Raw genomic sequence first — 20,973 nt, forward strand, 5'->3', positions numbered from 1 at the left:
GGAGGGCGATGATGAATAAATTAATTGAAATATTTCCTACGGAAGTTGCTGAACGTCTACCGCAAGTTGAAGATTTTTTGAAAAAACATAATTTGTTAGCTGAGCAATATGATTTTGATGGCGAAAAAAAGAGGCTTATTGCAGCGATGCGTTGTGGGCTTGAGCATAAAGATAGCGATATGGCAATGTTACCGACTTACCTCGGCAGTGAGATCAGACGAGATTTGCCGGCTGAGACGGTTTTGGTTTTAGATATTGGCGGTACTAACTTACGTGCCGGTTTAGTAAGAGTTAGCGGAGACGAAACAGTTTTGCTTAAATCAAAGTCTTGCGGTCTGCCTGGCAAAAATTCAAATATTGACTATCTGGATTTTTTGAGAGAATTGGCGAATTTTTTCAAACCCTATCTTTCCGATGAAATATCACGTATGGCGATTTGTTTTTCGTTTGCTGCTGATATTGAAGAGGATAAAACAGCTAAAATATTGGCGTGGAGCAAGGAAGTTAAAATCAGTGATGCTGCCGGACGCAATTTGGTGCGAGATTTACAGGCGGTTTGTCGCGAACAAGGCTTACCGGTTTTGCCTATGCGAGTCGCTAATGATTCAACAGCCGCTTTGCTCAGTATTTTGCAGACTACGGCTAAAAACAATTATTCAGGTCCTATCGGAATTATTCACGGAACAGGCTTTAATTGTGCTTTACCTACTGCTGCTTGGCCGAAACTTGCTGGTTCGTATCCGCTTAACATGCTTGTAAATACGGAAATGGGCAACTACACGATCGGTAATCGCGGGGATATTGATCGATACCTGGATGAGATTTCGACTTTGCCGAATGATCATGTGCTTGAAAAATTGTTATCAGGTGAATATTTGGGAAAATTGAGTGGTATGACAATTTTGGCTGCGGCTGGTGTGAAATCGGCCTTCCACGGGCATGATGATATTGTTTCAGGTAAACCTATTCTAAATATTTGCAATTGTAATTCAGATGTAATTGAAGAATTCACACGTTTATCCAATGCTTCCGTATCCATGTTTTTACAAAATGTTTCGGATTATCCGGAGTTCTGGAATCGCTGTTTCCCTACTGAGGAAAGTAGAAGTGTTGTTCGACAGCTACTGGCGGCTATTTATGAACGAGCGGCAAAACTGGTGACGATAGTGCTTGCAGCGGTTACTGCAATGCTGCCGCAAAAAAGCACTGCAGAAGGAGATCTTGGAAAAACGGCAGTTTTGATTGAAGGAAGTACTTATCATAAATCTTTTGCTTTGGCTGACCTTTTCAAATATTATCTGGCTAAGGCTGGCTTGGCTGATAAATATGTATTTTTATCACCGCGTGAAAATGCCAATTTGCTTGGCACGGCTTTAAGCTGGCATCTGGCTGAGTGATCGGATTGACTATTGTATTAATTATGGAGGAAAGTTATGGGTTTTTTCAGAGTAAATCGCAGTGACGGTATAAGAGTTACCAGCGCCGATCCGCTGGTAACCATGATGCCTTACCTTTTTCGTACAAGAACCGAATCGATTGTATATTATAAACGTACAATCCCTATAGATGAAATACAAAAATATATAGTTGAGCAACGTCGTAAGGGTACGAGAATCACCATGTTTAGTATCATTGTTGCGGCAATGCTGCAAACTGTCTATCGCCGGCCGAATATGAATAGGTTCATTGCCGGTTGTCGGATGTATGTGCACAAAAATTTTGAGGTGCTATATACGGTCAAACAAAGTCTTACCGATGACGGGCTAGAGTCTGTTGCCAAAGTCCGTCTTAATCCAGAGGATACTATATTTAATGTCGCCAAAGCAATGAGCGAGCATACGCACAATATAAAGAAAGGTGAACTGAAGGAAGACGATAAACTTATAAGATTCTTTTGTCATATGCCGCGGTGGTTTATTCGCACTTTCATGACCTTGTTGCGTTTCCTTGATTTTTACGGGTGGATGCCGCAAAGCCTGATAGATGCCCTGCCATTTTATTCAACCGTGTTTATTTCTCATCTCGGAAGTCTCGGTGCGGAGGCTCCGTTTCACCATCTGTATGAATTCGGCACTAATTCTATTTTTGTTACTATCGGAAGGACTTATGAAGTACCATATAAGGGTGAAGACGGAAAAATTGAATGGAGACGTTCGATCGATTTGGCCTTTACCGTGGATGAGCGTATTTGTGATGGATTCTATTTGATAAGTTCGCTTAAAATGTTAGAGCAGTTTATGCTTAATCCGTGTTTGTTGGAATATCCGGCGAAAGATCTAATTGATATTCACTATCCGAAAACATGGCCTGAAAAAGCTCGGCAGCATTATCATACTATGGGCGAGTTTGGCAAAAAAATCGAATCACGTGAGGATCTGCAATAGGTTGAATTGTTTTGGTTGATTTGAGCGGAAGAAGATGGATCAGTATGCTCAGGTTAAGGGATGACGGTCGGAGAATAAATAGAACCGGTGCTGAATACACCGGTTCTTGAGATTAAAACTGGAGGGACAGTTTTAAAAAGGAGGGTTGTTACTCTCTTTAGGAGCTGTTTTTAGTATAGAAGTTAAATATTAATCAGCCTTGCCAAAGCTGTTAATAAAAGGTAAAGGTAGTATGGTTAATTTGCGACCTCGTTAATCTTAGTACAGTCTGGCGGAAATGTTGAAATGGTTATATAATGAATCATTAAGCGTACAAGGGAAGATGAGGCAACGGCAAATGAAATTGGAAATACGAACATTTAAGGAAGATAAATTGCTGGACATGATTGTCGTTGAGTATTTTTCGGCTTCAGGCTTTCGTCAAGCGCTTGAGGAATGTATTTTGCGCGGTTGTCACGAGCTAGCGGCACCGTTGCCCTTGTGGCTGGAACATAATACCAAAGAGATGGCGGCGTTCCATCAGACTGTGTTTTTCAGTGAGCAGTTTATGGAAAAGACGCACTTTGATCGTATGCAAATTAAATTATTGGAATTTTGACGTGGTAAAAGCAGGATAGGCTTGATTTCCTTATCTTCAGCAATTGCAGTCAGTGGAGTAAAATGAGACTTGATAAATTTTTAAAAATATCACGAATTATTAAGCGGCGAACAGTGGCCAATGAGATTTGTACGGCTGGACGCGCTTTCATTAACGGTAAGCCGGCAAAGCCGGGGGCGGAAGTGAAGATAGGCGATAAGATAACCTTGGTCTTTGGCACCGGCGAGTCATCTTTTGTCGTCAAAGCGCTTAAAGAAGTTGTACGAAAAAATGAGGCGGCCGAACTTTATGAGTTAGTTGGCAGTCGAGACATTCTCGATCCATCAACAGAAGGTGGGGAAGAGCATGACCAATAAAAATATGTCGAGCCGTACTAAAAAACCTCTGTTTAATTTTTTGATCAGCCTTACGGTAATAGCTGGCCTAGTTTTGGCCGCCGGAATTTTTTTGCGCCAACAGGAGGAATTTCAACGTATTCATAAACGTTCGGAGGAATTGGCGGAAATGTACAAAGATGTTGAAGCGGATGCCAATTCGATTGAAGCTAAAACTAAAGCAATTATGAGTACGGAAGATGTGGAAAATTTAGCCCGTAATGAGCTTGGTATGCTCAAACAAGGTGAGATCGTCTTTAAAGATGCAGATGAAAACTATAATAAGAATTAGCGAGCTTTGGTAGCGTCTATTTTTTGTATTGACATTATGGAGTTATATTTCACGCCGGCCTTCGATTGCCTTGGATAATGTTATTTCGTCAGCGAATTCCAAACTGCTGCCCATCGGCAAGCCATGTGCCAAGCGGGTAGTTTTGATTCCGGCCGGTTTGAGTAATCGGGAGATATAAAGAGCAGTTGCTTCACCTTCTGGGGTAGAGCTGTTGGCTAAGAATACCTCTTTAATTTCTGGTTCGGCAGCTAGTCTGGAGAACAGTTCTTTGAGCTTAATATCGTCCGGCCCGATATTTTTTAGCGGGGAAACAGCTCCGTGGAGAACGTGGTAGCGACCGTGAAAAACATGTAATTTTTCTAGGGCACTTACGTCTGCCGGCGATTCAACAACACATATTATGCTGTTATCTCTGGTTTTGTCGGCACAAATTGAACAGACCTCACTGTCTGTAAGATTACAACATACTGAGCATAAGTGGATCTCGGTCCTTGCCTTACGGACGGCATCGGCTAGTGCCAAAGCTTCGGCCTCCGGCATCGACATAATATAAAAAGCTAGCTTTTGGGCAGTTCTGTTTCCTATAGTTGGCAACTGTCCAAGTTTGCTGATTAAATTGGCAAGAACAGGTGGAAATTGGCTCATCAGAAAAGTCCGTTCGGCAATTTAGGCATTATTGAGGCTGTTTTTTCAGCCAATAAGCGTTCGGCTTCATTAACGGCGGAGCAAATCATATCTTGTAACAATTCGATGTCGTCCGGATCAACAGCTTCCGGCTTTATTTCTAAAGCTAAAAGACGGTGATCACCGTTGATTTTTGCTTTAACCATTCCTCCACCGGCAGTGGCTTCAATCTCACTAGCCGAAATATCTGCTTGAGCGGCTTCCATGTCGCGTTGCATTTTTTGAGCTTGCTGGATCAGTTGGTTCATATTGGCACCACCACCGAACCCGCCACCGAAATTTCCCGGGAAACCGCCGAACCCTTTTCTTTTTGCCATGTTACTCCTCCATCGTAAAAGGTATATTAAGCTGTTCAGCCATCTGACGCACAGCCGTAATTCCTTCGGATTTTACATCAGCTGGTCGATCAAGCGGTGCGGATACACCTTCAATGTTAATCGTATAATCAATTGCAACACCGTTATTCGCATGGCGTAGTGCAGCTTTGACCAATTGCTGATTTTCATCGCGCATAAATTCATTATAAATGGTTGTTTGCTCTCTTGTAAAGCAAAAGTTAACTTGTCCGGCGGCATAGGTGATTTTAATGTTGCGTAATAGCAAAACTAAAAGTACGGCACCGTTGGCATTCAAATACTGTTCAGCCTTTTGCCATATACCGGCAGAAAGCAAGTTTGATTCCACCGCAGTGGCAGTGTCTGCTGTTTGGGGTGACTCGGTAATGGTTTCTTGGTGCGTAGCTGCAGCAGTTTTTTGCTTAGACTCAGGCGTTGTGGTCAAATCAGTGGAGGCAGCCGGAGCAGGTGATGTCGTGGAAGATTTTTCGGGTAGTTTTGTTTCGCTTTGATCAGACAATTCATTTGGAGACGGATTATCTGGCTCTGCTGTAATTGGCTCGGCCGTATTTGGCTCGGCCGTATTTGGCTCGGCTGTATCTGGTTCAGCTGTATCTGGCTCAGGATTTTTTGAAGCCGGGGCATAATTTCGCGAATCAGTAGAAGGCAGTGAATTGGATTTGACGGAAGGGATAGATGAAATTGATCCGGAAATTATTTCGTCAGCAATTTGAGCTGGTAAACAACAGTTCGACAACAGTGCGATTTCGAGAATCAGCCGCGGCTCATCGGAGCTACGCAAACGATTTAATAATCCGGAAAACTCAATCAACAGTTTTCGCAGTTGCGCAATGTCAACTAGGTTGGATTGTTCTTTTAATTTTGCCAAATATTGTGGTGGGTAGGTCAGCAGTTCTTGCGGCTCAGCTTTGATTTGACACAGCATAATATTGCGCCAATGCATCAATAAACCTTGAGTAATACGATTAATTTCGTTGCCTGAGGATACCATTTCATCCAAAATTTTGATCATACCTGCTGGATCTCCGGCGAACAAGCGGTCGGTAAGCATAGCGGTTTCCGCGTCACCGGAGCGACCTACCAATCTAAATACATCATCACGTGAAAAAGTAGTGGAAAAACTTACCCGGCACTGATCAAGCAGACTTATAGCATCGCGCATCGCACCTTTGGCTAGACCGGCCAAAGCTTCAATAGCGCTGTCATCTGCTTTTATGTCGTTTTCTGTGGCAATAAGCCGCAGCCGACTGGCGATCTCCGTCAACGAAAGGGCACGAAGGTCATAGCGTTGGCACCGCGACAGTATAGTCGCTGGAATTCTTTGCGGATCGGTTGTAGCTAAAATAAACACTATGTGCTCCGGTGGTTCTTCTAAAGTTTTCAGCAACGCATTAAAAGCACCGACGGAGAGCATGTGTACTTCATCAATTATATATACTTTATATTTGCAAGTCGTTGGAGCAAAGGCCACTTCATCACAAATCCTGCGGATATTATCAACGCTGTTGTTGGAAGCAGCATCCATTTCTATTATGTCCAACAGACTTCCGTCGAGAGAACCGCGACATATAGGGCATGCATTACAAGGCTCGGCGTCATGCCCGTTAGGACAATTTATAGCCCGGGCAAAAATTTTGGCAAGCGAAGTTTTGCCGGTGCCGCGCGTGCCACAAAATAAGTAAGCATGTGCGATGCGATCTTGGCGAATAGCTTGTTGCAAAGCGGTAATTACATGTTTTTGCCCTACTACTTCGGCAAAAGTGCGAGGACGATAAATTCGATAAAGTGAAGATGAAGCCATTTTACCTCCCATATAACGACACCCCTTGTCTGAAGTCGATGCAGAGAGGTCTGCAGCACCTGAGGTTGACCGCTTACTGCTGCTTCCTTCCGGACCTGACAGGGTTCACGGGCCTCATCGCACAGAAACCGCATCGGCTCCAGATAAGAGGTGATTCGTTTAGAATACACTCTACCATAAAAGTACCTTAAGCTCAAGTTAACTAAAATCAAAGAAAGGAGCTAAGGCTTTCCATTTGTCGGCAAAATCCGGCATAATATCAGAGCCCATTCCCTGCCAGAAGAGCGGAACGCCTGGCGGATAGGGAATAATGGTATTGCCAGATAAAAGATCAGAAAGTAGAGGCGTACGGCTGTTGAGAATTGTTTCAGCTGGAGCTGAATAGGTCTGGGACAGCAGTCGAAAATATGCTTTGTCAGCTTTGGCCAGTTCTATATCATTGATAAATTTGCTTTCATGCCAGAGGTTGGCTGAACAGTTTTTCAATTTTTTTAATGCTGCAAGCAAAATGTCCGGCCAATTTTCGGGCAGGCCGATCGGAAATAGTAGAACCAGACGCCGCCAGTCAGCCATTTCACAGTCTATATCCTGCTCGGATAAGAATTTTGCGGCTTGTTTGGCCGGAGAAATCGGTAAAGTGTCGATAACTAACCGGGTGCAGTCGGTTTTAACATGGGCAAAACCAAGGCTCAAGATTTTTTCTTTTATCTGCTGAAGTTTAGCAGTCAATTCAGTAAAATGCTGCGCACCTTTGTTGGCGGCAAAATATCTTGCGTAATCAAGTCCCGCGCCGATCACGAAAGATGGGCTGCTGGTTTGCATAATTTGCAGGGCAATTTGTAGTTGATTTATCAGCTCGGTCTGCTCATTTGGGCTGTCCGACATGTGTCCTAAGTGTAGGTATGCTCCAGGAGTTAAAGCCGGCAAAGTCTTATGTGCACTTTGGATAACCAACGCCGCTCCGTTATTTAAGGCATCGGCTTCATTGGCTTCGCGGCAGGATGATCCGACTAAGCACCTTAAATGCGCACCATGAGCTTGGTCTACAATAACTGGAATTGAAAATTTATGTGCCAATCTGATTGCTTGAGGTAAAGAAAAAAGGTTGCCATAGTAATCAGGTGCTGTAATAAACAGTGGCGGCAAATTTCCGCCTGGGAACATTTCGACGTATTTCAGAAAGATCTCCTGCCATTTGGACAAGTCGGGCAGCCCGAATGGTGAGGTCGGTGTGTATGAATCATCAACAATGGGCAAAAAAATAGGTTTTACTGCAAGAAGTGCCATGGCGTGCAGGACGGATTGATGGACGCAGCGCGGCAAAAATATTTTTTTGATGCCTTTTGTAAGCACGAGAATGGCAGCTTTGATTGCGGTTGTTGAACCGGTAGTGACGAAAAACGTATGGCTTGCACCCCAAAAATCAGCTGCCAATTTTTGTGCCGCTTGCAGAGACGGTCCCGGGGAATTAAGGTTGTCGGTTGCGTCCAATTCGGTTGTATCGATGTCGATTAAGCTGTCTTTTATCTGCGAAGGAAAGCCACAACCGTGATTATGACCAGGCATATGTAGACCGAGGGTACCTTCTCCGACAAATTTTTTTAAATGCTCAAAAAATGGCAAAGATTGTTGGGTAATTTGATTCATATCAGTCTAAGGTTATAGTATGTATGGACAAAATCTCTAAGCTTATTTCTTTTTCCAATTGTTTATTTTCAGCTGAAATGTCAGCGATAGTTTCTTCCTGTCTGCGGTTGCGTTTGTTACGATTGAAAGGCCGTGCTGCTCTGCCTTCGGAAGGCTTGACGTTTTCACCGTTTAGACTGCCAGAATTTGGTTCAGCGGCTTCGGAGTGATTACGCAGTTGGCGGTGCTTCGGCGGTAGATGTCCTGCTTGTCTTGTGCTTTGGCCGGGATGCTCAATGCTTAAATTGGTCTTAGCGGTGTTTTCTCGGAGTCCCGGTTTAGTTGTATTTTCCCGTAATGCGCTATCTGGTTTGCCGGCAGGCATGGAATTGCCGTTTTCAAGCCGATTGAACTGCTCGGTTTTTTCAGTATGTTCATTACGTTCGTTACGTTCATTAAATGAACGGTTAGGATATGGCCGCCGACGATTATACGAACGCCCGCGATTCTTGCTTCCGCCGTGTTCTGAATTACCGCCGGGGCGACTGGATTTATTGCGGTTAATTTCTTTAGGTTCTGCCATGTAATCCTCCGATCAATTAATTAGGCCTGTTTATAGGCCGATTGTATGCGCAACTTGAATTTTAGCAAATTTATCGGTTTGGCTCAATCTGTCTTGTGACAGTGAGATGTTCCAAATTTTTGAGGTTATGTTGTATAATTATATCGAGGTGAAAGATGCGAAAAGGACAACTGATAACATTTGAAGGTATTGACGGATCTGGCAAAACAACGCAGCTTAATTTGTTGGCGGATTACTTGCGCAGGCAAAATGAAGCAGTTGTGGTTTTGCGGGAACCAGGAGGAACTGAATTGGGCGAAGCCGTCCGTAGTTTGTTGCTCAGTTCTAAATATAAAAAAATGTCGGATAGAAGTGAGCTGTACTTGTTTTTGGCAGCCCGCGCCCAGTTGTGCAATGAAGTCATCGCTCCTGCTTTAAGTTTGGGCAAGTTTGTTCTCTGCGACCGATTTATTGATTCTACGATTGCTTATCAGGGCTATGGCCGTGGACTTGATCCGGCTACTTTGAAGTCACTTAACTCCATGGCGACTGCAGGTATATCTCCGAATATTACTTTTTATTTGCGGATTCCGGTCGCCACAGCTGTAGAGCGAATGATGGTGCGAGATATTGCTCTTGATCGCATGGAGGCACAGGCTGATCATTTCCGGCAAGCGGTAGTTAAAGGATATGATGTTCTAGCCGCAACCGAACCGCGCTTTGTTACGATAAAGGCCGACCAAAGCATCGAAAATATTCACGAAATTATCTTAAATGAAGTTAGACGGTTCATCTATAAGGAGGATACTTTATGAAATTAGTTTACGCTGTTGTTCATGACGATGATAGCTCAAAGTTAGTCAGCGAGCTGAATAAAAGCGGTTTCAGAGTTACCAAATTGAATTCGTCCGGCGGGTTTCTCCGTTCAGGCAACACAACTTTGATGCTTGTGGTTGAGAACGACAGTTTGGCCAAAGCTTTAGATATAATTCGTTTGCATTCATCTGCGCGTAAAGCAGCTGTTAATACGAATACGACTCCAGCTTCATTGGCGGGTGCATATATTCCGTATCCGGTAGAAGTTACGGTGGGCGGAGCGACCGTCTTTGCGTTAAATGTTGAATATTTTGAAAAAATGTAGGGTGAATATTGGATAAGGCCTTAGAAATAAATGTTAATGGACGCCGACAACTTGTCGGCAGGAAAGATTTACGACATAGTTTGGCGACCGTATTGAGCGATGGACGCTTGCGAGTTGTGCTTTTGAGCGGCCCGCCAGGAAGCGGAAAGCATGTCACGGCTTTGGCCGCGGCACGTTATTTGTTGTGTTCAGAAGCTTATGCTAAAAACACCGATTTAACCGTTTGCGAAAATTGCTCTGACTGCAGATATACGGCTAGTTCCACTCACCCGGATTTATTGGATTTTTATCCGACTGATCAGGAAAAACTTATAAAGACGGAACGGGTACGAGCTGAAATATGTGCCGAGATGCCACTTTCATCTAGACGTGGGGGACGGCGAATTTTTATTATTCCGGCTGACTACCTAAATGAAACATCACAGAATGTTTTACTTAAAAGCCTTGAAAACATTCCTGATTTGACCTATGTTATACTAACCGCTTCTCATTCTGAGGCTGTTTTGGTAACCTTAAGATCTCGTTGTACTTTGTTCAGGATGCCGCGATTGACAGAAACTGAAATGCGTGAACTCTTGAGTATATATGCAATCGAGATCCCTGAATTAACCGAGTTCAGACGGATTATCGGTTTTGCTGACGGTAATCCCGGTCGAGTGCTGGATGCATGCAGTAATGATGATTTCTTGCCCATGCAACGCGAAACAATGCATATGCTGGATGATCTGGGACATTTGGACTACGGTCATTTGATCATAAAATATGGAGATTGGTTGGCAACTCATGACTTTCATTTGTTCGCTGACTTACTGAGATATGAAGTTGCCGAAATAATTAAAAATCGTTTTCAGGTGAATATACCAGATAATGAGAAAGTACAGGATGGTTTTTCGCTCCATGGAGATTCCGTGGGACGATTGAATTGTTCTATAGATAGTTTGAAAAAAATTTTAAACTATATTGAAGATACCGAGTCGGCTATAGCCGGCAATGTAAATACGGAAATAGCATTTACACGCCTGATCTTAGTGTTGAGGAAGGAGTTAATTAATGCCTAAAGTTGTAGGTGTAAGATTCCATGGAGTCGGTAAAATATATCATTTTGCGCCAGGTACGGAAACGGAACAGCGTGGAGATTTGGTAATTGTCGAAACGGCACAAGGAGAAGAGTTCGGTGTAGTTGCCGAAATAATTAATGATATGCCGGAAGAGAAGCTGGTTGCCCCGCTGAAACCGATTTTGCGCTTGGCGACTCCGGAAGATGAGACAGTGTATAACGAGAATTTGGCTTTGGAAAAGGTAGCTTTCCGTGAATGCCGTGAAAAAATAACTGCCCATGCGTTAGATATGCATCTGGTAGATGTTGAATGTTCATTCGATAGAAATAAATTGGTGTTTTACTTCACCGCAGACGGAAGAATAGATTTTCGTAATCTTGTCCGTGATCTGGCTCAGGCTTTCCGAGTGCGAATCGAATTGCGACAAATCGGCGTACGCGATGAGGCCAGAATGGTTGGCGGATTGGGGATTTGCGGCCGCACTCTTTGCTGCGCGAGTTTTTTACATGATTTCATTCCGGTTTCGATAAAGATGGCGAAAGAACAAAATATTTCAATGAATCCTGGGAAAATAAGTGGCTCGTGCGGAAGACTTTTGTGTTGCCTAAAATATGAACAGGAAGTTTATGAATATGCTCATAAACTTTTGCCCAATATCGGCGAAATTGCGGATCTGCCCAACGGCCGATACAAGGTGGAAAGTGTCGATCTGCTACGTGAAAAAGTTATTTTGCGATCAGTGCAAGACGTAGAATTAAGTATGGAAATGAGCGCGGTTGAATACGCGAAAATAATGGGGCGGGAACTTCCTCCTGTCGATTGTTGTGCTAAAAAACATGGTGAATCAAACTGCCAGACTGATGAAGCAGAGGAAGAAACAGCTGATTCAGAAAATTCTGGGCGTAAACATAGGGCAACCGGCGGCAAAGGACATGGCTGCGGTGGTTGCTGTGCCGGAAAAAGGCAAAACTTGTCAATTAAGGCAGCTGAAGATAATGAGGATTGTATTACACCTCCATTAACTGAACTTTTGCACAACGTAGGTACTGACAACCAGCTTGATTTTCCCCGAGATATGAGTGTCCGTAAAACGGAAACAAGCCGTGAAGAGGAAGAAAATACTATGCCGGAATGGCTGGACGCGGCAATTATAATGGAGGATGAAGAGGATCGTGCCGCTGGCAAGGATCGCCGCGGTGGACACAGAGGAAAAAGGCGTCGAGGCAAATCTGGAAGAAATAACGAAAATAAGAAAAACAGTAATACTTGAAATGCCAATACCTGAACTATAAATTGCTTTTATTTACTAATGCATTTGTAAGTACTGCACCAAATATCGGAAGAAAAAATAGTTAAACATAGGCAACTTGCATAAAAATCTTGCCATTAATTTGTACCTGTGCTATATTCATTGCAGATAGGAGGTGGGAATATGGCATACAAAATTTCTGACATGTGCATTAGTTGCGGAACCTGTGAAATGGAATGCCCAACTTCATCCATTTCGGCCGGTGACACTCAATATATTATAAATCCGGAAACTTGCATAGACTGCGGTGCCTGTGAAGGTGCTTGTCCGGTAGGTGCAATTTCGGCTGAGTGATCGTAATTATTAGCAAAAACAAAACATGACAACAAGGAGAAACGCTGCAATCTACGGAGAACAGCGTTTTGTTGCATTTGTATCCCTTTTAAATTATCATTGCTGTTAGGTGTATTTAATTGTTTAAGCAATAGAACTCATGGTTATGGATGATTTGAGCATTAACTTTTATCCGAAAACGGAAACTTTAGAGGATCTTGGCCGTGGCGGGTTGCGCTTGATTCAGCCGCGCAATAAGTTTCGCTTCGGGCAAGACAGCGTTGTTCTGGCTTATTTTGCCGCAATCAACACCACGGCAAGTAAGAACCTGAAAGTAGCCGATCTTTGCGCTGGCAGTGGTGTGATAGGTTTGCTGTATGCTGCAAGATGCCGGCAAGTGCCAGTTTTGACGGTGGCTGTTGAACATGACCCTGAAATGTTCAGTGTTTTAGAACGCAACGCTTGCCTCAACGCGCGGTACAATATTTTGCCTGTACATGCTAACTTGGCTGAAGATGTTGAAAGTTGGCAAGTTGACCAAAAACATAAGGTGACTCCTGGCGATTTCAAACATTCGTTTCAAGTGGTACTCGTCAATCCGCCATACTCTCATATCAATAAAAATAAATTTATTGAAAATGATATGGCTCGACATGAGATCACCGGTGATTTGCATGCCTACCTTAAAGCGGCGGTCAATCTGCTAAGACCTTTGGGACAGCTTTTTATTTGTTTTCGACCTGAACGCCTTGATGAATTGTTGCTAGCCGCGGCGAATTTAAGTCTGCGTGCTACTTTGATCAGGCCGGTACAGGCTTTCCCAGATAGTAAACCCAAAGTTTTTTTAGCTAAATTCAGGTGGCAAGGAAGAGCGAACAGTTTGAAGTGGCAGCCGACGCTTTACACAGGTGACGGACATGTTAAATCTTATCCGACGACCGATGATGGCGGGATTTTCAGCGAATTTGCTTCAATTTACACCGGAGGTTCCTGTCTTAAAAGTGAGGAAATGCAGCAAAATATCAAGGTAATTGATGCATTAATTTAAAAATTGGATTGTGGAAAAACAGATGAACAAAGATGCAAACAAAATTGAAAAAATATTAGCTAAACTAAGCGAACGCTTTTTAACTCTGGGTGCCGGAATGGTGAACAAAGGGGAACTTTATATCGTGGGCACGCCTATTGGAAATCTTAACGATTTGAGTCCGCGTGCGTTGGTAACCTTAGCTCAGGTGGACGTGATTGCTGCCGAAGACACCAGGCACACGGCAATGTTGCTGGCAGCTTTTGATATTCATAATTGCCTCATCAGCTATCATGAACATAATATGCATAAAGTCGGCGGTAAAATTATTGATCTATTGACAGAAGGCAAAAGCGTGGCTTTGGTTACCGATGCAGGTATGCCGGCCATATCTGATCCGGGACAGGAATTGTGCGCTCTATGTCATGTTAACCATATCAAGGTTAATACGGTTCCTGGCCCGACGGCAGTGGCTTCGGCTGCCGCCGCATCAGGATTGGTAAAAGGTGAATTTTATTTTGCTACATTTTTGCCGGCAGACGGAAAAATGCGCAAATCTGCTTTGGCAAAAATTATGCGCAAGGATGAACCAGTAATTATGTATGAATCGCCGCATCGTTTGGCTAATACCTTAAATGACTTAGTAAAGGCGGGGCTTGGTGACTGTGAGCTTTGCATAGCGCGTGAACTTACCAAAATTCATGAAAGCGTCAGGATAACTACACCTGCTGCAGCATTGGAAGAACTTAGTTTGGACCCTGTAAACGGTAAAGGAGAATTTGTTTTGGTGCTGGCAAATCCGTCAAGTTATCTGGCTCAAACTACAGCCTCGGAGGAAGTGATTGAAAGCCAAGCGGAGCGTGAGGTGCTGCTTAGAAAAAAAGCTGAGGTTTATTTGCATTCGAAAATAGGTTTGAAACAAGCAGCACGAGAATTGGCAGCTGAATTTGGACTTAAAACGAATGTGGCTTATGATCTTCTACTCGAAATTAAATCACGAGATATGGTATAATCTTCGTGCCTTGAAATAATGAATTAATTTGTTTAACTTCCGAACGGAGGACTTGTTTTGTTTAAGAGAAAACCTACTGATAATGATTATAGTTCAAAAGTTAATGCTATGTTTGCAGGACCTGTTTCTGTGAACTCTCCGGAAACGAATGAAAGTGACACTGGGGCAATAAAAAAGGCCGACACCTCACCGGAAAGTGGGGAAAGTTCCATGCCGAATAATATAGCTTCATCTTTGGATGAACAGGCAAATAGCGCGGAGCCTGAGTCCGAGCCTACAGATGCCTTGAAATACACATGTTCACAAGATGCTATAAAAACATTTCTCACGATGTCAAGGAAAAAGGGCAAGGTTAGTAGAATTCTGCCTCCTCAGTTGGCACATTTGGATCGCCATAGTTTTGCATGGAAACGCGATTGGCTGGTAGTTATCGGCTCATTTTTGCTTCCGATGATCATCGTTGCATTGGCTTACATCAGTCAAGGATTTTATCCATTCGGTGATAAGTCACCTTTAACTGTTGATTTGTACCATCAATATGCCCCATTTATCAGCGCATTACGCTATAAAATTTTACATGGTGAGACATTGTGGTACAGCTGGCAGGGTGGTCTCGGTTATAACTTTTTTGCTACTTTTGCTTATTATTTAAGCAGCCCGCTTAACTTTTTGGCCGCTTTGATCCCGTTAAGTGCCTTGCCGGAATTTGTTACTTTTTTGCAAATTATAAAAATAGGACTTTGTGGTTTAAGTATGGCGTTAATGCTGCGCATAGGCGTGGCTCAAACCAAGGCTGACAAGGCTAGAGAGGCTTTGCTCGATCAGGACAGCGAGGAATTGGCGGATCTGCTTCCACCAGGTGGTTATTTGAATAATGAAAATGCGGAGTATTTTGAGGATGGTGCTTTTTGTCTTACCAGAGGCGAAAAGAACGCACGTAAGCAAAGGTACAGGCGCAAAGAGGCTTTGGCAATTGCCCGGGAAAACCGTAACTTCGATTCACAAAATTATGCCGTGTTTATTGGAGCTATCTTATACGCCTTGTCCGGTTATATTATGAGCTATTCTTGGAACATTATGTGGCTGGACGTACTGGCCGTTTTCCCGCTAGTCATTTTAGGTGTTAACCGATTGATCAACTATGGCCGGTTTACTTTGTTCGCGCTCTCACTGGCGGCCTGCATTTTGCTCAATTATTATGTATCATTTTTCGTTTGCCTATTCTGTATAGTTTATTTTTTCTTTTACCTTTTTTCGACGCAACGCGGCTACGACTTCGCCGGCCTGAAAAAACCTCGTATCGCATTGCTGCGTTGTTTCCAGATGCTGTTCGCGTCTTTGCTTGCCGGTGGCATATCCGCCTTTTTGATTTGGCCAGTTTACGAAGCTTTGCAAAATACTTCTGCAGTTAAAGACGCTTGGCCGCAAGGTCTTAATTTCAGTTTCAGCTTACTGGAGTTTATGACTCGCCATTTAATCGGTAGTTCGGTAAATATTCGTTCTGGTTTGCCCAATATCTATTCCGGAGTTCCGGTATTACTCGCTTTGCCGTTATTTGTAACCTGTCGTAAAATTAGGCCGGCAGAAAAAATTGCAGCTGTAATTGTCAGCTTTTTCCTCTTTTTGAGTTTTAATGCCAATGTTCTTAATTTCATTTGGCATGGTATGCATTATCCAAATCAACTGCCGCACCGCTTTGCCTTTGTATATATTTTATTTATGATTGTTCTGTTGTTCAGGGTCTTCCAGTACATAAAGGACATGTCGGCTAAAGCGATTGCCGTTTCGGGAGGATTGGCCGTAATCAATTTACTTATATCAGAGGTCGTTTTGTCTAATAAAATTAGTCATGCAACGATTTATTTGAATTTGATCTTTATTGTTATTTATACTGTGGTATTACTGAGTGGAGCCAATTTGCATATACCACTACGCACCTGCGCAACTTTGATGGTTATAATTTTGATAGGTGAATTGGCAATTAACACGCTGTTGCAAACAAACGATATTGCTCAACATGAATATTACACATCAAGTTCGGCGTATACGGCTGACATTTCGCCGGTTAATAAAATCGTTAGGGAAATATCTACGGATGATTCTGATTTTTATCGTGTGGCTATGACGAAACGACAAACTTCGGATGACCCGGCTCTATATAATTTTAAAGGACTATCAATATTTTCTTCTACTGTCGGAGCTGACATTGCCAAAACAATGCGGCAGCTCGGTTATCATGGCAATAACATTAACAGTTATATCCAAGATCAAGCTACGGCTGTCACGGACATGCTTTTTGGCGTGCGTTACTTGATCAGAAAAGAAACTATTCCCGACAATACTCTTTCACGTTTGACGTTGAATGCTACAACTGATTTGAACGGAGAATTCCAAGCTTATAAGCGTAATTATGACTTGCCAATAGGCTATGTTGTTGATCGTAAAATTGTTAACTGGGAACCGCAGTCTGACTCGGCATTGGTCAATCAAAATAGTTTACTGAAAACAATGACCGGGATTGAAAGACCTGTATTGGTAGGGCAGAGGCTTACCGTTGAAAATAAAGATAATTACAAAGAAGAGGGATTAATTAACGGAATGGAAGGCTTAGCACTCAATCCGATCACTGCGGCCGGTTCCGGTAAAGTCAAGCTACACTTGAAGGCCGAGATGGCTGGTCAACTATATGTGTATGTTAATTCACCGGCTAAGGTAACGGTTGCGTGTGAACTTGCCAAGACGAAACAAGGGCAAAGCACAGTAATTAATCTGCCTCAGATATTAGACTTCGGTAACGTGGAAAAAGACGATAAAGTAACCATAACTTTGACTTCAGATGAAAAGAAAACGCAAAAAATCCAAATATGGGCAGCGGTTATGAATGAGGAAGCTTTAGCGGAAAACAACAGACAGCTGCAAGATTCAGGTCTTAAGGTCGTGTCTTACAAATCTAATCAAATTAAAGGAACTGTTGAAACTCTATCAAACGGGCAACTTTTCTTCGCCATTCCCTATGACAACAATTGGCAAGTTAAGCTAGACGGGCATATTCAGCCGGCTGTCAAGGCTGCTGGAGGTTTTTTGTCGGTGGCTGTGAACAGCGGAAAACACGAAGTCGAGCTAGAATACCTGCCTAGGAATTTCAATTACGGAGCAATTATCAGTGCTAGCTCAATTGTTATCTTACTCTTTGCCTCTATAATTTCGGCATCAATTAGAAAAAGGAGAGAAGAAGAGGAATAAGGAGAAAAAAAGTGAATTTGAGTGATAAATTAAAATGACTGTTGACATTTCACGCTCAAATGGTAGAATAAGCATGTTGATTATTTTTAGGAGGAACCAAGATGAGCACATTTGTAGCCACTCCGGCTAATGTTACTAAAAAATGGTATCTGGTTGACGCTAAAGGTAAAACTTTAGGACGTTTGGCCAGTGAAATCGCGAAAATCCTCTCAGGTAAGAATAAACCTGAGTATTCACCGGCTATGGACACGGGAGATTATGTAGTTGTTATCAATGCGGGCGAAATTAAGTTTACAGGTAAGAAACTTAATCACAAACTGTATCGCTATCATACCGGTTTCCCGGGTGGACTTAAAGAAGTTCAATATAGCGAATTGATGGCAAAGAAGCCTACGAAAGCATTGGAGTTGGCAGTTAAGGGCATGTTGCCTAAAAACAGCTTAGGACGTCAAATGTTTAAAAAGTTGCATTTATATGCCGGAGCTGAGCATGACCAGACCGCTCAAAAACCGGAAGTTCTGGATATTAAAGCTTAAGGGGGATAACGACAATGGCAAAAGGTAAAAACGAATTTTTCTACGGCACCGGTCGCCGTAAAAATGCGGTTGCTTGTGTTCGAGTATTTCCTGGCAACGGCAAAATAACTATCAATGGTAAGGATATTGACCAATATTTTGGGTTGGAAACCTTAAAACTCATCGTTCGTCAACCGCTAGCAGAAACCAACACCCAAGGCCAATTTGATTTGGCGATTAAGGCTGTTGGAGGCGGTTTGTCCGGTCAGGCTGGGGCCATCCGTCACGGGTTGGCTCGCGCATTGGTAAAAGCCGATGCGGAAGCTTATAAAGATACGCTGAAAAAAGCCGGTTTCTTAACACGTGATTCACGTATGAAAGAACGTAAAAAATACGGCTTAAAGAAGGCGAGAAAAGCCTCCCAGTTCTCAAAACGTTAAGTTGGTTATTTCGGGAGTATCTACGGATACTCCCTTTTTTATTTGGAGCATTAGGTGGGTAAGAATAATTCAGTTAAAATATATACGGCTTATAGTGACTCTCCTGCGACAACAGCTAGGTTGGCGAGCGAGGTAGCACTAGCAATGCCAATTAATTCAGTGTTATCTCTAGACGGCGACCTTGGTGCCGGCAAGACTGCTTTTGTGCGTGGATTTGCTGCTGCAAGAGGCGTCGAGGTTGACAGAATCAGCAGCCCGACATTTACTTTGATGCATGTTTATGATGCCGCGTGTGGCTTAAAAGTTTATCATTTCGATGTCTATCGGCTTGGCTCGGCGGCAGAATTTGCACGTAACGGCCTGACTGAGTATTTTACCGCCGGTGGAATTTGTTTGATTGAATGGGCTGCGATGATCAAAAGTGTTTTACCGGATAACTGCTGGAAACTGTGTATAACCAAGATTGATGCTGCATATTCATCTGAAAGCCAAATGGCGGATTTTTTGCTCGGTAAAAATAGAACAGAGATTGATTTATCGGGACCTGACAGTAAGCGGCGACTCAGCTTGGCTGTTCCGGATGACATTATTCCGTCGGTTTTGCCGGGGTGGTATAAGGAGGTTAGCTAAAAAATGTATATTTTATCAGGAAATACGGCTACTTCTGACGCTTCAACGGCTTTGTGGCTTGACGGTAAGGTTATCGGCGAGATTAATTTGTCACTTGATTTGACGCATTCAGAGACCTTTTTCCCAACTTTGGAACAATTGTTGAGCTTGACCAGGGTAAAACTGTCCGATATAGATGCTTTTGCTTGTGTAATTGGTCCTGGCTCATTTACCGGTATACGAATTGGCGTAGCAGGTATGAAAATGATAGCTTCAGCCTTAAAAAAGCCAGTCATGCCAGTTGATTCATTGACGGCTATCGCGGTTAATTATGCGCCATATTTCCGCGATGAAATTTTAGCGACGGCTCTAAACGCTCGAAACGGGAGAATTTTCGCGGCTGCTTATTTGTCAGGGCAGAGAATAACTGAACCGGTTGCTGTGGATGCTTCAGCGTGGCTTAACGATCTCAGCCGTAAAAATGGAACAAAAAAAATTAATTTGCTTATTGATAATGCTTGGCCGGAACTTCTTGCTTCTTTACCTGATAATGTTCAGGTCGCCAATTTTGCAGCGACCATTCATGCCGGAGCTGTAGCCGAGATTGCCGCATCAATGCTTAAGCAGGGTGAGAAGGGTGATCCAAATCAGCTGTTACCTTTGTATTTAGTTCCATCTCAAGCGGAGCGACTGGCAAATGTTTAATAGTGTTTTACTGAATGGGCGTTCATGTTTATGGCGATCGAACGGCGGCCCTGAAAGTTCAAACCTAAAAAAATCCTTGAATTATGATGAATCTTTAAACCAACTGGCTGAACTGGAGTGTTTATGCTTCAGTGATTTTTGGCCTAAAAACGAACTGGCAGCGATGCTCGATTTGCCATACAGTTTTGCACAGATTTTTTATGCATCAACTTCAGGAGAAAAAATAGTTCCTATCGGCTACGTAATTTATTGGCAAGTAGTTGATGAGGTGCAGTTACATCGCTTCGGTATTCATCCCGAGCTGCGAGGTTGTGGTTCAGGCAAAGTCATTTTGGCCGATTTTTGCGGACAATGGTGCGAAATATTGCCGGGTAAATCGGATACTTCATCTATAAGTTTACAGACAAGCACCCGGTCAAGTTCACAATCTGAAGCAAATTATACGTTTAATAATTTTTGCTCAAAAATTACTTTGGAAGTACGGGAAAATAACGCCCCAGCCCTTGCCGTTTACCGTGCAGTAGGCTTTGAGGAGGTTGGGCGACGACCTAATTATTATCATGATACACATGAAGCGGCTGTTTTAATGGACAAGTGCATTTTTCCGCACGAATAGGCGGATAAAATTGACAATAGCAAGCATTTTTCGATATAATCAATTAGACGGTGTATCTTGGGGAGGAAAACATTATGAAGTCGGACAAAGTTGTGTTCAGCTGTCAAGATGAAATCCATATGAAGGCTATTGCGGTATTTATCCAGAAAGCATCACACTATACGTCAAGAATCAATATTTACCGCGGCGATCGGCGTGCCAACGCTAAGAGCCTTTTGGGAGTGATGTCACTTGGCATCGAGAACGGAGTGGAACTTAAGCTCACAGCAGAGGGTTACGATGAAGAAGAAGCGATCAAAGAGTTAACCGCCTATTTGTCACAACCTAATTTCAATTGACGGATTGATG

General features: G+C 43.1%; 23 protein-coding genes, 1 other RNA gene and 1 pseudogene. 19 read left to right on the forward strand and 6 right to left on the reverse strand.

The genetic code is table 11. The features are described 5' to 3' along the window. Positions 1-11: 11 nt before the first annotated feature. The 5 genes from HMPREF0868_RS03320 to HMPREF0868_RS03340 all read left to right on the forward strand — a co-directional run bounded on the left by HMPREF0868_RS03320 (position 12) and on the right by HMPREF0868_RS03340 (position 3,648). Positions 12-1,397 (forward strand): hexokinase family protein, encoded by a 1,386-nt coding sequence (locus HMPREF0868_RS03320; protein WP_012993285.1) that lies wholly within the window; start codon positions 12-14, stop codon positions 1,395-1,397. 36 nt (positions 1,398-1,433) lie between these two features. Beyond that, complete coding sequence (locus HMPREF0868_RS07880) at positions 1,434-2,384, forward strand: 2-oxo acid dehydrogenase subunit E2 (protein WP_012993286.1); 951 nt, start codon at positions 1,434-1,436, stop codon at positions 2,382-2,384. Between the two features lie 337 nt (positions 2,385-2,721). Beyond that, a complete protein-coding gene (locus HMPREF0868_RS03330; protein ID WP_012993287.1) occupies positions 2,722-2,982 on the forward strand; it encodes a hypothetical protein in 261 nt (86 codons plus the stop codon). A 62-nt stretch (positions 2,983-3,044) separates the two neighbouring features. After that, positions 3,045-3,338 carry an RNA-binding S4 domain-containing protein gene (locus HMPREF0868_RS03335; RefSeq protein ID WP_012993288.1) on the forward strand — a complete coding sequence of 98 codons (294 nt, stop codon included), beginning with the start codon at positions 3,045-3,047 and terminating at the stop codon, positions 3,336-3,338. Beyond that, entirely contained in the window at positions 3,328-3,648 is a 321-nt protein-coding gene (locus tag HMPREF0868_RS03340) for an FtsB family cell division protein (protein ID WP_012993289.1), read from the forward strand. Before HMPREF0868_RS03335 ends, HMPREF0868_RS03340 begins: the two co-directional genes overlap by 11 nt. A gap of 42 nt (positions 3,649-3,690) precedes the next feature. Here the strand turns inward: HMPREF0868_RS03340 and recR are convergent, their stop codons facing one another. From recR to HMPREF0868_RS03365, 6 genes and pseudogenes are all read right to left on the reverse strand, one after another. After that, complete coding sequence (gene recR, locus HMPREF0868_RS03345; RefSeq protein ID WP_012993290.1) at positions 3,691-4,293, reverse strand: recombination mediator RecR; 603 nt, start codon at positions 4,291-4,293, stop codon at positions 3,691-3,693. Continuing rightward, positions 4,293-4,649: a YbaB/EbfC family nucleoid-associated protein gene (locus tag HMPREF0868_RS03350; RefSeq protein WP_012993291.1), complete on the reverse strand. Its 357-nt coding sequence runs from the start codon at positions 4,647-4,649 to the stop codon at positions 4,293-4,295. Before HMPREF0868_RS03350 ends, recR begins: the two co-directional genes overlap by 1 nt. A 1-nt stretch (position 4,650) precedes the next feature. After that, a complete protein-coding gene (dnaX, locus tag HMPREF0868_RS07885) occupies positions 4,651-6,489 on the reverse strand; it encodes a DNA polymerase III subunit gamma/tau (RefSeq protein ID WP_012993292.1) in 1,839 nt (612 codons plus the stop codon). 4 nt (positions 6,490-6,493) lie between these two features. Continuing rightward, an RNA gene (gene ffs, locus HMPREF0868_RS08220) (signal recognition particle sRNA large type) lies at positions 6,494-6,708 on the reverse strand. Between the two features lie 528 nt (positions 6,709-7,236). Next, positions 7,237-8,136 (reverse strand): annotated as a pseudogene (locus HMPREF0868_RS08770) (aminotransferase class I/II-fold pyridoxal phosphate-dependent enzyme); the annotation flags it as partial. 1 nt (position 8,137) lies between these two features. Then, entirely contained in the window at positions 8,138-8,698 is a 561-nt protein-coding gene (locus HMPREF0868_RS03365; protein WP_012993294.1) for a hypothetical protein, read from the reverse strand. Between the two features lie 155 nt (positions 8,699-8,853). Between HMPREF0868_RS03365 and tmk the strand changes: the two genes are divergently transcribed. The 14 genes from tmk (at position 8,854) to HMPREF0868_RS03435 (ending at position 20,963) form a co-directional block, all read left to right on the forward strand. Next, complete coding sequence (tmk, locus tag HMPREF0868_RS03370; protein ID WP_012993295.1) at positions 8,854-9,492, forward strand: dTMP kinase; 639 nt, start codon at positions 8,854-8,856, stop codon at positions 9,490-9,492. Continuing rightward, on the forward strand, positions 9,489-9,818 hold the full coding sequence (locus tag HMPREF0868_RS03375; protein WP_012993296.1) for a cyclic-di-AMP receptor: 330 nt from the start codon (positions 9,489-9,491) through the stop codon (positions 9,816-9,818). Before tmk ends, HMPREF0868_RS03375 begins: the two co-directional genes overlap by 4 nt. 8 nt (positions 9,819-9,826) lie before the next feature. Next, positions 9,827-10,876, forward strand: a complete 1,050-nt coding sequence (locus HMPREF0868_RS03380) for an ATP-binding protein (RefSeq protein WP_012993297.1) — start codon at positions 9,827-9,829, stop codon at positions 10,874-10,876. Next, positions 10,869-12,146: a PSP1 domain-containing protein gene (locus HMPREF0868_RS07890; protein ID WP_012993298.1), complete on the forward strand. Its 1,278-nt coding sequence runs from the start codon at positions 10,869-10,871 to the stop codon at positions 12,144-12,146. The genes HMPREF0868_RS03380 and HMPREF0868_RS07890 overlap by 8 nt, the downstream gene beginning before the upstream one ends. Positions 12,147-12,308: 162 nt before the next feature. Beyond that, on the forward strand, positions 12,309-12,479 hold the full coding sequence (locus HMPREF0868_RS03390) for a DUF362 domain-containing protein (protein ID WP_012993299.1): 171 nt from the start codon (positions 12,309-12,311) through the stop codon (positions 12,477-12,479). Positions 12,480-12,624: 145 nt separating this feature from the next. Further along, positions 12,625-13,506, forward strand: a complete 882-nt coding sequence (locus HMPREF0868_RS03395) for a tRNA1(Val) (adenine(37)-N6)-methyltransferase (RefSeq protein ID WP_041705672.1) — start codon at positions 12,625-12,627, stop codon at positions 13,504-13,506. Between the two features lie 22 nt (positions 13,507-13,528). Beyond that, positions 13,529-14,497 carry a 16S rRNA (cytidine(1402)-2'-O)-methyltransferase gene (gene rsmI / locus HMPREF0868_RS03400; RefSeq protein WP_012993301.1) on the forward strand — a complete coding sequence of 323 codons (969 nt, stop codon included), beginning with the start codon at positions 13,529-13,531 and terminating at the stop codon, positions 14,495-14,497. A gap of 57 nt (positions 14,498-14,554) precedes the next feature. Continuing rightward, positions 14,555-17,740 carry a YfhO family protein gene (locus tag HMPREF0868_RS03405; protein ID WP_012993302.1) on the forward strand — a complete coding sequence of 1,062 codons (3,186 nt, stop codon included), beginning with the start codon at positions 14,555-14,557 and terminating at the stop codon, positions 17,738-17,740. A gap of 101 nt (positions 17,741-17,841) precedes the next feature. Next, entirely contained in the window at positions 17,842-18,276 is a 435-nt protein-coding gene (gene rplM / locus HMPREF0868_RS03410; RefSeq protein ID WP_012993303.1) for a 50S ribosomal protein L13, read from the forward strand. A gap of 14 nt (positions 18,277-18,290) precedes the next feature. Continuing rightward, positions 18,291-18,695, forward strand: coding sequence for a 30S ribosomal protein S9 (rpsI, locus tag HMPREF0868_RS03415; protein ID WP_012993304.1), 405 nt, complete (start codon positions 18,291-18,293; stop codon positions 18,693-18,695). Between the two features lie 54 nt (positions 18,696-18,749). Then, complete coding sequence (tsaE, locus tag HMPREF0868_RS03420) at positions 18,750-19,325, forward strand: tRNA (adenosine(37)-N6)-threonylcarbamoyltransferase complex ATPase subunit type 1 TsaE (RefSeq protein WP_012993305.1); 576 nt, start codon at positions 18,750-18,752, stop codon at positions 19,323-19,325. Positions 19,326-19,328: 3 nt separating this feature from the next. After that, positions 19,329-20,009 (forward strand): tRNA (adenosine(37)-N6)-threonylcarbamoyltransferase complex dimerization subunit type 1 TsaB, encoded by a 681-nt coding sequence (gene tsaB / locus HMPREF0868_RS03425; RefSeq protein ID WP_012993306.1) that lies wholly within the window; start codon positions 19,329-19,331, stop codon positions 20,007-20,009. Next, positions 20,002-20,625, forward strand: a complete 624-nt coding sequence (locus HMPREF0868_RS03430; protein ID WP_012993307.1) for a GNAT family N-acetyltransferase — start codon at positions 20,002-20,004, stop codon at positions 20,623-20,625. The genes tsaB and HMPREF0868_RS03430 overlap by 8 nt, the downstream gene beginning before the upstream one ends. A gap of 74 nt (positions 20,626-20,699) precedes the next feature. After that, positions 20,700-20,963, forward strand: coding sequence for an HPr family phosphocarrier protein (locus tag HMPREF0868_RS03435; protein ID WP_012993308.1), 264 nt, complete (start codon positions 20,700-20,702; stop codon positions 20,961-20,963). Positions 20,964-20,973 lie beyond the last annotated feature (10 nt).

The organism is Mageeibacillus indolicus UPII9-5, assembly GCF_000025225.2.
Taxonomy (GTDB): Bacteria; Bacillota; Clostridia; order Saccharofermentanales; family Fastidiosipilaceae; genus Mageeibacillus; species Mageeibacillus indolicus.

What these genes read in the sequence shown, in the direction of transcription:
- dnaX (WP_012993292.1), bottom strand. Translation starts at nt 6,489, where the DNA reads ATGGCTTCATCTTCACTTTATCGAATTTATCGTCCTCGCACTTTTGCC.
- HMPREF0868_RS03390 (WP_012993299.1), top strand. Translation starts at nt 12,309, where the DNA reads ATGGCATACAAAATTTCTGACATGTGCATTAGTTGCGGAACCTGTGAA.
- rplM (WP_012993303.1), top strand. Translation starts at nt 17,842, where the DNA reads ATGAGCACATTTGTAGCCACTCCGGCTAATGTTACTAAAAAATGGTAT.
- tsaB (WP_012993306.1), top strand. Translation starts at nt 19,329, where the DNA reads ATGTATATTTTATCAGGAAATACGGCTACTTCTGACGCTTCAACGGCT.
- HMPREF0868_RS03350 (WP_012993291.1), bottom strand. Translation starts at nt 4,649, where the DNA reads ATGGCAAAAAGAAAAGGGTTCGGCGGTTTCCCGGGAAATTTCGGTGGC.
- HMPREF0868_RS03375 (WP_012993296.1), top strand. Translation starts at nt 9,489, where the DNA reads ATGAAATTAGTTTACGCTGTTGTTCATGACGATGATAGCTCAAAGTTA.
- rsmI (WP_012993301.1), top strand. Translation starts at nt 13,529, where the DNA reads ATGAACAAAGATGCAAACAAAATTGAAAAAATATTAGCTAAACTAAGC.
- tmk (WP_012993295.1), top strand. Translation starts at nt 8,854, where the DNA reads ATGCGAAAAGGACAACTGATAACATTTGAAGGTATTGACGGATCTGGC.
- HMPREF0868_RS03395 (WP_041705672.1), top strand. Translation starts at nt 12,625, where the DNA reads ATGGATGATTTGAGCATTAACTTTTATCCGAAAACGGAAACTTTAGAG.
- HMPREF0868_RS03330 (WP_012993287.1), top strand. Translation starts at nt 2,722, where the DNA reads ATGAAATTGGAAATACGAACATTTAAGGAAGATAAATTGCTGGACATG.
- HMPREF0868_RS03335 (WP_012993288.1), top strand. Translation starts at nt 3,045, where the DNA reads ATGAGACTTGATAAATTTTTAAAAATATCACGAATTATTAAGCGGCGA.
- HMPREF0868_RS07880 (WP_012993286.1), top strand. Translation starts at nt 1,434, where the DNA reads ATGGGTTTTTTCAGAGTAAATCGCAGTGACGGTATAAGAGTTACCAGC.
- rpsI (WP_012993304.1), top strand. Translation starts at nt 18,291, where the DNA reads ATGGCAAAAGGTAAAAACGAATTTTTCTACGGCACCGGTCGCCGTAAA.
- HMPREF0868_RS03435 (WP_012993308.1), top strand. Translation starts at nt 20,700, where the DNA reads ATGAAGTCGGACAAAGTTGTGTTCAGCTGTCAAGATGAAATCCATATG.
- recR (WP_012993290.1), bottom strand. Translation starts at nt 4,293, where the DNA reads ATGAGCCAATTTCCACCTGTTCTTGCCAATTTAATCAGCAAACTTGGA.
- HMPREF0868_RS03340 (WP_012993289.1), top strand. Translation starts at nt 3,328, where the DNA reads ATGACCAATAAAAATATGTCGAGCCGTACTAAAAAACCTCTGTTTAAT.
- HMPREF0868_RS03430 (WP_012993307.1), top strand. Translation starts at nt 20,002, where the DNA reads ATGTTTAATAGTGTTTTACTGAATGGGCGTTCATGTTTATGGCGATCG.
- HMPREF0868_RS03365 (WP_012993294.1), bottom strand. Translation starts at nt 8,698, where the DNA reads ATGGCAGAACCTAAAGAAATTAACCGCAATAAATCCAGTCGCCCCGGC.
- HMPREF0868_RS07890 (WP_012993298.1), top strand. Translation starts at nt 10,869, where the DNA reads ATGCCTAAAGTTGTAGGTGTAAGATTCCATGGAGTCGGTAAAATATAT.
- HMPREF0868_RS03320 (WP_012993285.1), top strand. Translation starts at nt 12, where the DNA reads ATGAATAAATTAATTGAAATATTTCCTACGGAAGTTGCTGAACGTCTA.